At 57.8% G+C, this 13165-nt stretch carries 12 protein-coding genes and 1 pseudogene; 5 read left to right on the top strand and 8 right to left on the bottom strand.

Features of this window, described 5'->3' with window-relative positions; all coding sequences use genetic code 11:
• Window positions 1–130 precede the first annotated feature (130 nt).
• From IC37_RS23415 to IC37_RS23430, 4 genes are all read right to left on the bottom strand, one after another.
• Window positions 131–535 (bottom strand): SufE family protein, encoded by a 405-nt coding sequence (locus tag IC37_RS23415; RefSeq protein WP_095920383.1) that lies wholly within the window; start codon window positions 533–535, stop codon window positions 131–133.
• The gene (locus IC37_RS23420) at window positions 532–1737 is read right to left on the bottom strand and encodes an aminotransferase class V-fold PLP-dependent enzyme (RefSeq protein WP_030127999.1); all 1206 of its coding nucleotides are present in this window, start codon (window positions 1735–1737) and stop codon (window positions 532–534) included. The genes IC37_RS23415 and IC37_RS23420 overlap by 4 nt, the downstream gene beginning before the upstream one ends.
• A 141-nt stretch (window positions 1738–1878) precedes the next feature.
• Window positions 1879–2913, bottom strand: coding sequence for a 2,3,4,5-tetrahydropyridine-2,6-dicarboxylate N-succinyltransferase (gene dapD / locus IC37_RS23425; RefSeq protein WP_030127998.1), 1035 nt, complete (start codon window positions 2911–2913; stop codon window positions 1879–1881).
• 33 nt (window positions 2914–2946) lie between these two features.
• Complete coding sequence (locus tag IC37_RS23430; RefSeq protein ID WP_231670529.1) at window positions 2947–3255, bottom strand: arsenate reductase; 309 nt, start codon at window positions 3253–3255, stop codon at window positions 2947–2949.
• Between the two features lie 241 nt (window positions 3256–3496).
• Between IC37_RS23430 and IC37_RS30700 the strand changes: the two are divergent.
• Window positions 3497–3675, top strand: a pseudogene (locus tag IC37_RS30700) (Na+/H+ antiporter); the annotation flags it as partial.
• 27 nt (window positions 3676–3702) lie between these two features.
• Here IC37_RS30700 and IC37_RS23440 read toward each other — a convergent pair.
• The 4 genes from IC37_RS23440 to map form a co-directional block, all read right to left on the bottom strand.
• Window positions 3703–4446, bottom strand: a complete 744-nt coding sequence (locus tag IC37_RS23440; protein ID WP_030127996.1) for a hypothetical protein — start codon at window positions 4444–4446, stop codon at window positions 3703–3705.
• A gap of 189 nt (window positions 4447–4635) precedes the next feature.
• Entirely contained in the window at window positions 4636–5838 is a 1203-nt protein-coding gene (dapC, locus tag IC37_RS23445) for a succinyldiaminopimelate transaminase (protein WP_030127995.1), read from the bottom strand.
• 123 nt (window positions 5839–5961) lie between these two features.
• The gene (locus IC37_RS23450) at window positions 5962–8664 is read right to left on the bottom strand and encodes a [protein-PII] uridylyltransferase (protein WP_030127994.1); all 2703 of its coding nucleotides are present in this window, start codon (window positions 8662–8664) and stop codon (window positions 5962–5964) included.
• A gap of 45 nt (window positions 8665–8709) precedes the next feature.
• On the bottom strand, window positions 8710–9492 hold the full coding sequence (gene map, locus IC37_RS23455) for a type I methionyl aminopeptidase (RefSeq protein ID WP_030127993.1): 783 nt from the start codon (window positions 9490–9492) through the stop codon (window positions 8710–8712).
• Window positions 9493–9866: 374 nt separating this feature from the next.
• On the opposite strand from map, the gene rpsB reads away from it, so the two are divergent.
• From rpsB to frr, 4 genes are all read left to right on the top strand, one after another.
• Window positions 9867–10604: a 30S ribosomal protein S2 gene (gene rpsB / locus IC37_RS23460; RefSeq protein WP_008028964.1), complete on the top strand. Its 738-nt coding sequence runs from the start codon at window positions 9867–9869 to the stop codon at window positions 10602–10604.
• Window positions 10605–10794: 190 nt separating this feature from the next.
• Window positions 10795–11658, top strand: coding sequence for a translation elongation factor Ts (gene tsf / locus IC37_RS23465; RefSeq protein WP_030127992.1), 864 nt, complete (start codon window positions 10795–10797; stop codon window positions 11656–11658).
• Window positions 11659–11867: 209 nt separating this feature from the next.
• Window positions 11868–12611 (top strand): UMP kinase, encoded by a 744-nt coding sequence (gene pyrH / locus IC37_RS23470; RefSeq protein WP_003172271.1) that lies wholly within the window; start codon window positions 11868–11870, stop codon window positions 12609–12611.
• Window positions 12608–13165 (top strand): ribosome recycling factor, encoded by a 558-nt coding sequence (gene frr, locus IC37_RS23475; protein WP_007907979.1) that lies wholly within the window; start codon window positions 12608–12610, stop codon window positions 13163–13165. Before pyrH ends, frr begins: the two co-directional genes overlap by 4 nt.

Below are 13165 nucleotides of genomic sequence, written 5' to 3' on the forward strand. Positions count from 1 at the left end.
CCCTGCGAAAGCTTAGTGGGCGATCGCAGGGGGCGGCGGGGGTAGCCATTTCATTATTTGATTGGTGTTGGATACAAAATCCGGATACACCACACATCCAATGTGGGAGCGGGCTTGCTCGCGAAGGCGATTAACCAGCCAACTCATTCATCCGCTGGAGCACGGCATTGAGGCCATTACTGCGCGACGACGACAACTGCCGCGACAGGCCCAGCTGATTAAACCAGTCCGGCAAATCCACCTGCTGCAACTCGGCAGCGGACAACCCGTTGACCCGTGCCAGCAGCAACGCCACCAACCCGCGAATCAAGCGTGCATCGCTGCTGGCGCTGAACTGCCAATGACCGTCCTGCAACGCACCGACCAGCCAGACCTGGCTCTCACAGCCATGCACGCGGTTGGCCTCGACTTTATCCACATCGCTCAACGCCGGCAGGCGGTCGCCCCATTGCATCAGCAACCGCGCCCGCTGCTCCCAACTCGCAGCCTTCTGAAAAGTGTCCAGTGCCGTAACGGCATCGACAGGTAAAATCATCGCAACAACTCCAATGCCTGATCCAGCGCTTCAAAAAAGCGCTCAAGGTCCTCGGAGTCGTTGTACAGCGCCAACGACACCCGAATCGCCCCAGCCAGTTCAAAGCTTTTGAGCAACGGCATGGCGCAATGATGACCGGCGCGAACGGCGATTCCCTGTTCGGTCAGCAAATGCGCCAGATCAGAGTTATGCACATCCTCGACGACAAAACTGGCCAGTGCCAGTTGCGGCTTGCCCAGCAGACGAATGCCGTTGCGCGCTTCGAGGCCTTTGAGCAAATAGTCATGCAGCGCGGCTTCGTGGGCGGACACCGCGTCCTGATCGAGCCCGGCCAGATAATCCAGGGTCGCCCCCAGGCCAATCACGCTGGAAATCGGTGGCGTACCCGCCTCGAACCCCAGTGGCGCAGGACGAAAGCGGGCGTCGTGGTAGTTGGCATCCAGCACCATTTCGCCGCCGAACTGCCACGGACGCAGTTGCGCGAGCGCTTCATGACGACCGAACAGCACACCGAGGCCATCCGGGCCGTAGAGCTTGTGGCTGGAAAATACATAGAAGTCGCAACCCAGCGCCTGCACGTCATGCCGACCATGCACCACGCCTTGAGCGCCGTCGACGACGGTCAGCGCGTTGTGCGCTTTGGCCATCGCCAATAACGCGGGTAACGGTTGCCAGGCGCCGAGCACGTTGGACAGCTGACTGACTGCCAGCAAACGGGTGCGCTGACCGATCAACGACGCGGCGGTATCAAGATCGATCAAGCCGTCGACATTCAGCGGCAGAATCACCAGTTTCAGATCGCGACGATGGGCCAGTTGCTGCCATGGCAACAGGTTGGCGTGATGCTCCAGGGCGCTGATGACAATTTCATCGCCCGGATTGAATACGTGTTCCAGGCCATAGGCCAGGAGGTTCAGCGCGGACGTCGCGCCGTGGGTGAAGATGATCTGCCCGCAATCGCCAGTATTGAGCCATTGCGCAACTTTGCTGCGGCTATTCTCGAACGCTTGGGTGGCATGGGCGCCGGGCAAGTGTTGCGCCCGATGCACGTTGGCCGCGCCATTGGCGTAGTAATGCGCCAGGGCATCCAGCAGTGCTTGAGGTTTTTGCGTGGTGGCGGCGTTGTCCAGATAGGTCTGGTCTTGCCGTTGCAGAGCGGCGATGGCCGGGAAATCGGCGCGCCAGGGAGAGGGAATCATCATGTTGTTCGGCCCTGGTGACATGGGCGGATGTACGCCAGACCTGTGTAGGAGCGAGCTTGCTCGCGAAGGGGCCCTTGAGGTCGCCAAAAGCTTCGCGGGCAAGCCCGCTCCTACAACACAGGTGATCGTGTGACGCTCTGCTTAGTTGTGAGCGTGCAGCGCTTCGTTCAGTTCAATGGCCGATTTGTGGGTTTTGCATTCCACGGCACCGGTTTCCGAATTGCGACGGAACAGCAGGTCAGGCTGACCGGCCAGCTCACGGGCTTTAACGACTTTGACCAGTTTGTTGTGCTCGTCCAGCAGCGCAACCTTGGTGCCGGCCGTCACGTACAGGCCCGACTCAACGGTGTTGCGGTCGCCCAACGGGATACCGATACCGGCGTTGGCGCCGATCAGGCAGCCTTCGCCGACCTTGATCACGATATTGCCGCCACCCGACAGGGTGCCCATGGTTGAGCAACCGCCGCCCAGGTCCGAACCCTTGCCAACGAAAACGCCCGCCGACACGCGACCTTCGATCATGCCCGGGCCTTCGGTACCGGCGTTGAAGTTGACGAAACCTTCGTGCATCACGGTGGTGCCTTCGCCCACGTAAGCGCCCAGACGGATACGCGCCGCATCAGCGATACGCACGCCGGCCGGTACCACGTAGTCGGTCATTTTCGGGAACTTGTCCACCGAGAACACTTCCAGCAGCTCGCCGCGCAGACGGGCTTCCAGTTGATGCTCGGCCAGTTCGGCCAGATCGATCGCACCCTGGCTGGTCCAGGCCACGTTCGGCAGCAGCGGGAACACGCCGGCCAGGTTCAAGCCGTGTGGCTTGACCAGACGATGGGAAAGCAGGTGCAGCTTGAGGTAAGCCTCAGGCGTGGAGGTCAGTTGAGCGTCTTCGGCCAAAATAGTCGCGACTAGCGGCTTGTGGCTCTCGGCCAGACGGGTCAGCAGCGCAGCCTGGGCAGCGTCGACGCCTTTCAGTGCTTCAGCCAATTGCGACGCCTGAGCGGTGCTGAAGGCGATGGCCTGATTACCTTCGGTGTAGCCCAGAATCGGCGCAATGGCAGCGACCAGTTCGGCCGACGGGTTGAGCAGTGGCTGCGCGTAAAACACTTCCAGCCATGCGCCTTGACGGTTTTGAGTGCCGACACCAAAGGCCAGGCTGAACAGGGTAGTGGACATGTTGATACCTCTAACAAAATGGAACGGGCTGCCTTACTTGAGTGCGGCCGCGTAGATATCTGGCTTGAAGCCAATCAGGGTTCGGTCACCGAGATCGAGCACCGGGCGCTTGATCATCGAGGGTTGCGCGAGCATCAGTTCGATGGCTTTCGGCTGGTCGAGATCGGCTTTGCGTTCGTCGTCGAGCTTGCGAAAGGTCGTTCCTGCACGGTTCAACACCACTTGCCAGCCGTGCTCGTCGCACCATTGGTTCAGGTGTTCACGGTCGATACCGACCGTTTTGTAATCATGAAAGTCATAGCTGACAGCGTGTTCATCGAGCCAGGTGCGCGCCTTTTTCATGGTATCGCAGGCTTTGATGCCGAAAAGGTGCAACGTTTTGCTTGAAGCGGTCAAGGAATTGCCCCCTTTTGCAGGTGCTGAAAATAAAAGGTGACGGATTATGCCATGACCGGACGGTTTCGCGTCGGTCGTGGTCGGGTTTGTCTTTTTGGTTGGCTATCTGCTGTTCCATGCGGCGGTGAGCCAGCAGTTTAGGCGGCTAATATGGCATTTAAATGGGGGGGGGATTCGACCCACGCAGCAAGCATTGGCGCTTGCGAGGGAAATGCTGGGGCGGCGCTTGCGATTGAAGGTGTTGTGGGCGTAACGGTGGGAGCTGTATAGAGCCTCAACCGTCATCACCAGATGGGTGATGACGTATTGCGAGAAGTGCTGGCCGACCTGGACCTGAGGGAGGCGAACCTCGGGGCGGTCAAGTAAGCAATAGTTCGTGCCAGCGCTCAAAATTCAGCGCGGATATACCGAACTGATGAATTCGATGTCTTTGACGGAAATTACGCTGTTCGACGCGATGGCGACCCCGTCCAACATCACGCTGCCCGGAAATGAATAGTGCATTATTGAGTTCTGGTCATAGGTGGAAAAACGAACTTCTTCGCGCTCCAATTTTTTTAGAACGTTGGAGTCGACAAGTTCCTTGCTCCAGCCCAGTCGTTTGAACTCGCGATACAACTCAAGCATGTTCCATTGCAGCGTCGCATCTGGGTGTTGATGTTCATGTTCAAGTCCAAGAGCATGCCCGAATTCGTGAAGCGCCGCCTGAGTGAAGTAAGGCGTTTGGTATTTTGTGCCGAGAAACATGGTGGGTATATGGGAGGCGACCGCGAGTGCGTCGGTTCCAATTGCGGAGCCACCCTCGCCGTCATAATGCGAAGCGAGGTAGATGCGAATATCGCCTTCATATTCCTCATCGTTATCGGGCAGCTCCAGGAATTCGAAGGTCAGGTTGACATGGGGCGCCCATTGGTTGATTGCCGAGACCACGGTTTGGTACATGTCTTCGTTGTAGCGAGTTATCGCGATGCGCAAGGTGCGGCCGTTTGCCCAGAACTTGGTGTTTTTTGCCACCGCTCGCTTTGGGCGAGAAGATTCGATGCGTCCGTCATTATCAGCTCGCTCGATAATGGCCAGTTCCCGGGAAAGGGTTTCGTCAATAATGAATGGAAAACTGCAGTGTGCGGGTTGAGTCATTGTGTGTGCTCTTTTGGGTTGGTTTATATCAAGAAATACCTCGACGATTCTTGAAGTCGACGTGCGGCTTCAAGTGCTGGGAAAGTTTTAACGGATTAAAAGACAAAGTGGGAGCATCAAGGTGTTGCGGTGTATGTTGTTTCATAAATTTCCGCATCGCTTTGCGCAATGCGGAAGTTATTATTGAAGTTACAGTGCGCGGTTTTTAATAAACTCGCGAATCCGCTCTGCGGCTTCCACACATTCGGCCAGTGGCGCAACCAGTGCCATGCGCACACGACCTGCGCCAGGGTTTACGCCATCGACGTCGCGAGACAAATAGGAGCCCGGAACCACGGTGACGTGCTGCTGCTCGAACAGATCACGGCAAAACGCTGCATCGTCGCCGGCCACATTTGGCCACAAGTAGAAGCCACCGTCCGGACGCTGCACATCCATGACCGGGCTGAGAATTTCCAGCACCGCATCGTATTTCTCACGATACAGCGCACGGTTGGCGCGTACATGCACTTCGTCATTCCAGGCGGCAACGCTGGCCAGTTGCGTTTGAACGGGCATCGCGCAGCCGTGGTAGGTGCGGTACAGCAGAAAGCCCTTGAGGATATCCGAATCACCGGCGACAAAACCCGAGCGCAGGCCCGGCAGGTTGGAGCGTTTGGACAGGCTGTGGAACACCACGCAGCGTTTGAAATCCTTGCGGCCCAGTTCGACGCAGGCGCTGAGCAGGCCCGGCGGCGGGGTTTGTTCGTCGAAATACAGCTCGCTGTAGCACTCGTCGGCGGCGATCACGAAGTCGTATTCGTCGGCCAGGGCGATCAGTTTCTTCAGAGTGTCGACCGGGATCAGTGCGCCGGTCGGGTTGCCCGGTGAGCACAGGAACAGGATTTGGCAGCGCTGCCAGATATCCGGTGAAACAGCGTCGAAGTCGGGGTTGAAGCCGTTTTCATCCAGGCATGGCAGGTAATGCGGCTTGGCCCCGGCCAGGAACGCGGCGCCTTCGTAGATCTGATAGAACGGGTTCGGGCTGACCACCAAGGCGTCGTCGCCACGGTTGACCACGGTCTGGGTGAAGGCGAACAGCGCTTCACGGGTGCCGTTGACCGGCAACACGTTGCGCGCCGGGTCGAGCCAGCCGTTCGGGACGCTGAAGCGACGTTCGCACCAGGCGGCAATGGCTTCACGCAGCGCCGGGATGCCGAGGGTGGTCGGGTAGACGGCCATCTGATCCAGATTGCTCGCCAGCGCTTCGGCGACGAAGCTCGGCGAACGGTGTTTCGGCTCGCCGATGGACAGCGCGATGGCGCGTTTGTCCGGGTTTGGCGTGACGCTGCCGAGCAGGGCGCGGAGCTTTTCGAACGGGTAGGGCTGCAACTGGTTCAGAGCGTTGTTCATGGGGGGCCTCTATAAATGTGGGAGCGGGCTTGCTCGCGAAAGCGGTGTATTAGTCACCATCAATGTTGTTTGACAGGACGCTTTCGCGAGCAAGCCCGCTCCCACAGGGGAAAAAATGTTGGTTCAGAAACTGATGCGCGACAGTTTGATATCGGGTTCCTGGCTGACGCTCAGCTGTTCCACGATTGCATCCTGCAAACGGCTGCACAGCAACGGGTCGGACAGCGGCTGATTGTTGGCATCGGTGATGAAGAACACGTCTTCCACGCGCTCGCCCAAGGTGGCGATCTTGGCGTTCTGCAACGACAGGTCGAACTCGAGGAAGATCGTGCCGATCCGTGCCAGCAGGCCGGGGCGATCCGGGGCGCTAAGCTCCAGCACCGTCACCGGACGCTGAGCGTCATTGTGGATCGTCACCTGGGGCGCAAACGCGAAATGCTTGAGCTGGCGCGGCACCCGACGCTGGATGATGGTCGGGTAATCGTCCGGGTTGCGCAGGGCTTCGGTCAGTCCTTCACGGATCTGCTTGACCCTTGCCGGGTTGTCGCCGATCGAGTCGCCATCGGTGTCGAGCACGATATAGGTGTCGAGGGTGAACTGGCTGCTGGAAGTGATGACCCGGGCGTCGTGAATGTTCAGGTTGAGCTGGTCCATCGCCGCTACGGTCACGGCGAAGAAGTCGTGCTGGTCCGGTGCATAGATGAAGATCTGCGTACCGCCCTCGAACTCGCGCTGGGTGGTTTCCTTGATCAGCACCAGCGGGCCACCGTCGGCCGGCTGCTGCAGAATCGCGTCAGTGTGCCAGGCCACGTCGCCAGCGGTGTGGCGCAGGAAATAGTCATCGCCCAATTGCGCCCACAACTGCTCGACATCGTCCGGGTCGTTGCCGCCGCGTACCAGAATGTCCAGTGCCGCGCTCTGGGTCTGGCGGATCTGCTCTTCGCGATCCACCGGGTTTTCCAAGCCACGACGCAAGGCGCGCTTGGTCTCAGTGTAGAGCTGACGCAACAGGCTCGCGCGCCAGGAGTTCCATAGCGTCGGGTTGGTTGCATTGATGTCCGCAACGGTCAGCACGTACAGATAATCGAGGCGGGTTTCATCGCCGACGGTCTGCGCGAAATCGTGGATCACGTGCGGGTCGGACAAGTCCTTGCGCTGAGCGGTGGTCGACATCATCAGATGGTTCTGCACCAGCCAGACGATCAGACGGCTGTCCCAGATCGGCAACTGGTGGCGCTGGCAAAAGGCTTCGGCATCCACGGCGCCGATTTCCGAGTGATCGCCATGTCGGCCCTTGCCGATGTCGTGGTACAGACCGGCCAGGTAAATCAGTTCGGGTTTGGGCAGTTTGGCCATGAGCTTGCTGGCCAGCGGGAATTTTTCCGACACCTGGGTGTACTGCAGCTTACGCAAGTGCTTGATCAGGTTCAGGGTATGCGCATCCACCGTATAGATGTGAAACAGGTCGTGCTGCATCTGCCCGACAATGAAACCGAACTCCGGCAGATAGCGCCCAAGGATGCCGTAACGGTTCATCCGCCGCAGATTGCGGTGGATGCCGATCTTGCACTTGAACAGCTCGATGAACAGGCTGGTATTACGAATATCGTTGCGGAAGTCGTCATCGATCAGATGACGGTTCTCGCGCAGCAGACGGATGGTATCGGCGCGTACGCCTTTGATTTCCGGTTGCTGGGCCATCAGCACAAAGATCTCGAGCATGGCGAATGGCGTACGGCGGAACACGTTGTCGTTACGCGCCTCGATGTAGCCGTCGTGCAGCTGGAACCGCGAGTTGATCGGCTGCGGCGCTGCTTCGTCCTCGGGGGCCAGGATCACTTCTTCGAAGTGCTGGATGATGAGGTCGCTGAGCTGGGCAATGCTCATGACCACCCGGTAGTACTGCTGCATGAAGTTTTCGATGGCTTGCTTGGCGTCATTGCCTTCGAAACCCAGCAGCCCGGCAATCGAGCGCTGGTGATCGAACAGCAAACGGTCTTCGGAGCGGCCGGCGAGCATGTGCAGCGCATAGCGCACCTTCCACAGAAACTCCTGGGACGAAGCCAGCAGCGCATTTTCGCTCTCCACCAGGAAGCCTTCGCCCGCCAGAGCCCGCAGGTTCAGGGTGCCGTATTGACGACGGGCGACCCAGAGAATCGTCTGAATATCCCGAAGGCCACCGGGCGAGCCTTTGACGTTGGGTTCCAGGTTGTACTCGGTGTCGTTGTACTTGTGGTGACGGGCTTTCTGCTCTGCGCGTTTGGCCAGGAAGAATTCCTTGCTGGGCCACATGTGCTCGGTGCTGGTGACATCCAGCATGCGCTGGCGCAGCCGCTCGGGGCCGCAAATGGTGCGGCTTTCCATCAGATTGGTGACGACCGTCAGGTCGGCACGGGCCTCGACGACACATTCGTCCACCGAGCGAACGCTCTGGCCGACTTCCAGGCCGATGTCCCACAGCAACGTCAGAAAACGTTCGATGGAATCTCGGAAAATTTCATGATCGGCGCTGTCCAGCAAAATCAGCAGATCGATGTCGGAATAGGGGTGTAGCTCGCCGCGACCGTAGCCGCCGACCGCCACCAGGGCGATATCGGCGTCTTCGCTCCAGTTAAACTGTTCCCAGGCCTGTTGCAGGATATTGTCGATAAACCAGGCGCGATCCTCGATCAGCCGGCGAATGTCCCGGCCACTGCGAAACCGCTCGTCGAGCACTTCGCGGGCCTGACGGATCGCCTTCTTGAAAGCAGCAATAGGGCTTGCCTTCAGGGCCAGTTCAGCCTGGAACTGGCCGCGGTCGAAGAGTTCGGGATCCACCTGCGGCATCGATTGGCTTTCCTTTCTATAAGGCTGGGAACGGAGCGGGCGGGATCAGGCCGAAACGCGCGCGATGGTATCGTCGCTGCGCAGGGTGAAAATCTCGTAACCGGTTTCGGTCACCAGCAGGGTGTGTTCCCATTGTGCCGACAGCTTGCGGTCCTTGGTAATGGCGGTCCAGCCGTCGCCCAACACCTTGGTGTCGGCCTTGCCCTGGTTGATCATCGGCTCGATGGTGAAGGTCATGCCGGCTTTCAGTTCCATGCCGGTGCCGGCGCGGCCGTAGTGCAGGATCTGCGGTTCTTCGTGGAACACCTTGCCGATGCCGTGGCCGCAGAACTCGCGAACCACCGAGAAGCCGTTCTTTTCGGCGTGCTTCTGGATCACTTCACCGATATCGCCCAGGCGGCAGCCGGGTTTGACCAGTTCGATGGCCTTGTACATGCATTCCTGAGTCACCTGGGACAGGCGCTCGGCCCAGACCGGCACAGTACCGACGTGGAACATGCGGCTGGTGTCGCCGTGGTAACCGTCTTTGATGACGGTGACGTCGATGTTCACCGTGTCGCCATCCTTCAACGGTTTCTCGTTCGGGATGCCGTGGCAGACCACGTGGTTGATCGAGGTGCAGATCGACTTCGGGAAGCCCTTGTAGTTGAGCGGGGCAGGGATGGCTTTCTGCTCGTTGACGATGTAGTCGTGGCAGATGCGGTCCAGCTCTTCGGTGGTGACACCCGGTTTGACATAATCGGCAATCATTTCCAGCACATCGGCGGCCAATTTGCCGGCGATCCGCATTTTTGCGATGTCCTCTGGGGTTTTGAGGGTGACGGTCATACAGGCTCTCTCTGCGCTCAATGGCGCCTTCTAAAACGAAATGGGCATTGCGCGAATAAATTGTCGCGGCCCTGAAAAACACGATTCTATCAGACGATCAGCGCAAATCTGAGCCTCTGTGCATCGCTTCTCTCTATAGGATGGCGCATTCTGGGGGGATTCCAAGGCGGGGGCCAAAAGCATTCCCCAGGTTTTCAGAATCCGGGTTCCGTTTTTTTCTGCCTTGTGATATAAAATGCGCCGCTTTCCGGGGATACCCTAGAAAGCTTAAATCCACACACGTGTCGACACGATGACCTGGGTGCCTTCAGCTGAAGCTGCTGGTTGGTCATTGGGATACGTGGAGGCCAAACCCGACTTATTAAGGAACTATCATGTCCCAAGTCAACATGCGCGATATGCTGAAGGCCGGTGTGCACTTCGGTCACCAGACCCGTTACTGGAACCCGAAAATGGGTAAATACATTTTCGGCGCGCGTAACAAGATCCACATCATCAACCTTGAAAAAACCCTGCCAATGTTCAACGAAGCTCTGACTTTCGTAGAGCGTCTGGCCCAGGGCAAAAACAAGATTCTGTTCGTCGGCACCAAGCGTTCCGCTGGCAAGATCGTTGCTGAAGAAGCAGCACGTTGCGGTTCGCCGTACGTCGATCACCGCTGGTTGGGCGGCATGCTGACCAACTTCAAAACCATCCGTGCTTCCATCAAGCGTCTGCGTGACCTTGAAGTGCAAGCCGAAGACGGTACTTTCGCCAAGCTGACCAAGAAAGAAGCGCTGATGCGCTCCCGTGACCTGGAAAAGCTGGATCGTTCCCTGGGTGGTATCAAGGACATGGGCGGTCTGCCAGACGCTCTGTTCGTTATCGACGTTGATCACGAGCGCATCGCGATCACCGAAGCCAACAAGCTGGGCATCCCGGTTATCGGCGTAGTCGATACCAACAGCAGCCCGGAAGGCGTTGACTACATCATCCCAGGCAACGATGACGCAATCCGCGCTATCCAGCTGTACATGGGTTCGATGGCTGACGCTGTTATCCGCGGTCGCAACCACGTTGCTGGTGGCACCGAGCAGTTCGTTGAAGAAGCTCCGGCAGCAGCAGCTGAGTAATTGACGCCCTGGCGTTGACTCAGTAAGCAAAAAGGGGGCTTGGCCCCCTTTTTGCCACCTCGAAAACCGTTTGTCGGCCCCGCACTTGCAGAGCTGTAACGTGCAGCGGCTTACAACGGTGGTTCGGGAAGAATTGATCGCCCGTTCGGTCGGGTGGAATGGTTGAAAACCTATCCAAGAGGATTTTGAAATGGCAGAGATTACTGCAGCGTTGGTCAAAGAACTGCGCGAGCGTACTGGCGAAGGCATGATGGATTGCAAAAAGGCCTTGACCAAGGCTGGCGGCGACATCGAAAAAGCCATTGATGACATGCGTGCTTCGGGCGCCATCAAGGCTGCCAAGAAAGCAGGCAACGTGGCTGCTGAAGGCGCAATCGCTCTGAAGGAAGACGGTAAATCCGCCGTTCTGCTGGAAGTGAACTCGCAGACCGACTTCCTGGCCCTGCAGGACGACTTCAAGGCATTTGTTGCTGCAAGCGTTGAAAAAGCGTTCGCCGACAAGCTGACTGACGTCGCTCCGCTGATCGAAGCTCAAGAAGCTGCTCGCCTGGTACTGGTCGGCAAGGTTGGCGAAAACGTCAACATCCGTCGTCTGGTACGCGTTGAAGGTGACGTTGTCGGTGGCTACCTGCACGGCAACAAGATCGGTGTTGCAGTTGTCCTGAAAGGCGGCGACGTTGAGCTGGCCAAGGACATCGCTATGCACGTAGCGGCCACCAACCCTGAATTCCTGCTGCCATCGGAAGTTTCCGCTGAAGCGGTCGAGCGCGAGAAAGGCGTGTTCCTGACGCTGAACGCTGACAAGATCGCCGGCAAGCCGGAAAACATCGTTGAAAACATGGTCAAAGGCCGTATCAGCAAGTTCCTGGCCGAAGCTAGCCTGGTTGAGCAGGCGTTCGTCAAGAACCCTGAAATCAAGGTTGGCGATCTGGCCAAGAAAGCCGGTGCTGAAATCGTTTCCTTCACCTACTTCAAAGTAGGCGAAGGCATCGAGAAGCCGGTAGACAACTTCGCTGAAGAAGTTGCTGCCCAGCTGGCTGCCGCCAAGCAATAAGACGGTTTTTTAACTGTCGCCCTGAAGAGGCTGCCCGCTTACGCGCGCAGCCTCTTTTCAGATGGGTTGCCAATTTTAATTGGTTTCCTTTTGGAACTGGCTTACAAAGCCATGTTCCGATGGCGCTGAAACAGTGCCAAGCTAGAGTGAACGCCAGCTGTAAACAGCTCGCAAAGAATTTTTAAAATACGCCGCAGGAGAGATTCGCAATGGCTCAGCAGGGCAGTGGTTATCAGGCTCGCTATAAACGCATTCTACTCAAGCTTAGCGGCGAGGCCCTGATGGGCTCGGAAGAGTTCGGGATCGACCCCAAAGTTCTGGATCGCATGGCGCTGGAAGTTGGCCAACTGGTCGGCATCGGTGTTCAGGTCGGTCTGGTGATCGGTGGCGGCAACCTGTTCCGCGGCGCGGCGCTCAGCGCGGCGGGCATGGATCGGGTCACTGGCGACCACATGGGCATGCTGGCCACTGTGATGAACGCCCTGGCGATGCGCGATGCGCTGGAACGTGCCAATATCTCGGCCATCGTGATGTCGGCCATTTCCATGGTTGGCGTGACCGATCACTACGATCGCCGCAAAGCCATGCGCCACCTGAACGCCAAGGAAGTCGTGATTTTTGCGGCCGGTACTGGTAATCCGTTCTTTACCACGGATTCGGCAGCCTGCTTGCGTGCAATCGAAATCGACGCTGACGTCGTGCTCAAGGCAACCAAGGTCGATGGCGTTTACACGGCTGATCCATTCAAAGACCCGCATGCCGAGAAGTTCGATCATCTGACTTATGATGAAGTGCTGGATCGCAAGCTGGGTGTAATGGATTTGACGGCTATTTGCTTGTGCCGCGACCACAAGATGCCGTTGCGCGTATTTAATATGAACAAGCCCGGCGCCCTGCTGAACATCGTACATGGCGGCGCTGAAGGGACCCTGATCGAGGAAGGCCAACAATGATCAACGAAATCAAAAAAGACGCTCAAGAGCGCATGAAAAAATCCGTCGAATCGCTGGCGCACAACTTTGGCCGTATTCGTACAGGTCAGGCACACCCAAGCATTCTTGAAGGCGTGATGGTGCCGTATTACGGTTCCGACACTCCGATCAAGCAAGTGGCGAACATCACCGTTAAAGACGCCCGTACCCTGCAAGTAGTTGCCTTTGAGCGCAACATGCTCGGTGCCGTCGACAAGGCTATCGGTAGTGCTGGTCTGAACCTCAACCCGACCAACCTGGGTGAGTTGCTGCTGATCTCCATGCCTGCCCTGACCGAAGAAACCCGCAAGGGCTTCACCAAGCAGGCTCGCGATGTCGCCGAAGATGCCCGTGTTGCTGTACGAAACATCCGTCGTGATGCGAACAGCCAGCTCAAGGATCTGGTCAAGGAAAAAGAGATCAGCGAAGACGAAGAACGTCGCGCCACTGGCGAAATTGATGATCTGACCAAAAAATACGTGGCTGAAATCGACGCGAATTTGGCACAGAAAGAAAAAGACCTGATGGCCGTATAA

The organism is Pseudomonas sp. QTF5 (assembly GCF_000512695.2).
Lineage (GTDB): Bacteria > Pseudomonadota > Gammaproteobacteria > Pseudomonadales > Pseudomonadaceae > Aquipseudomonas.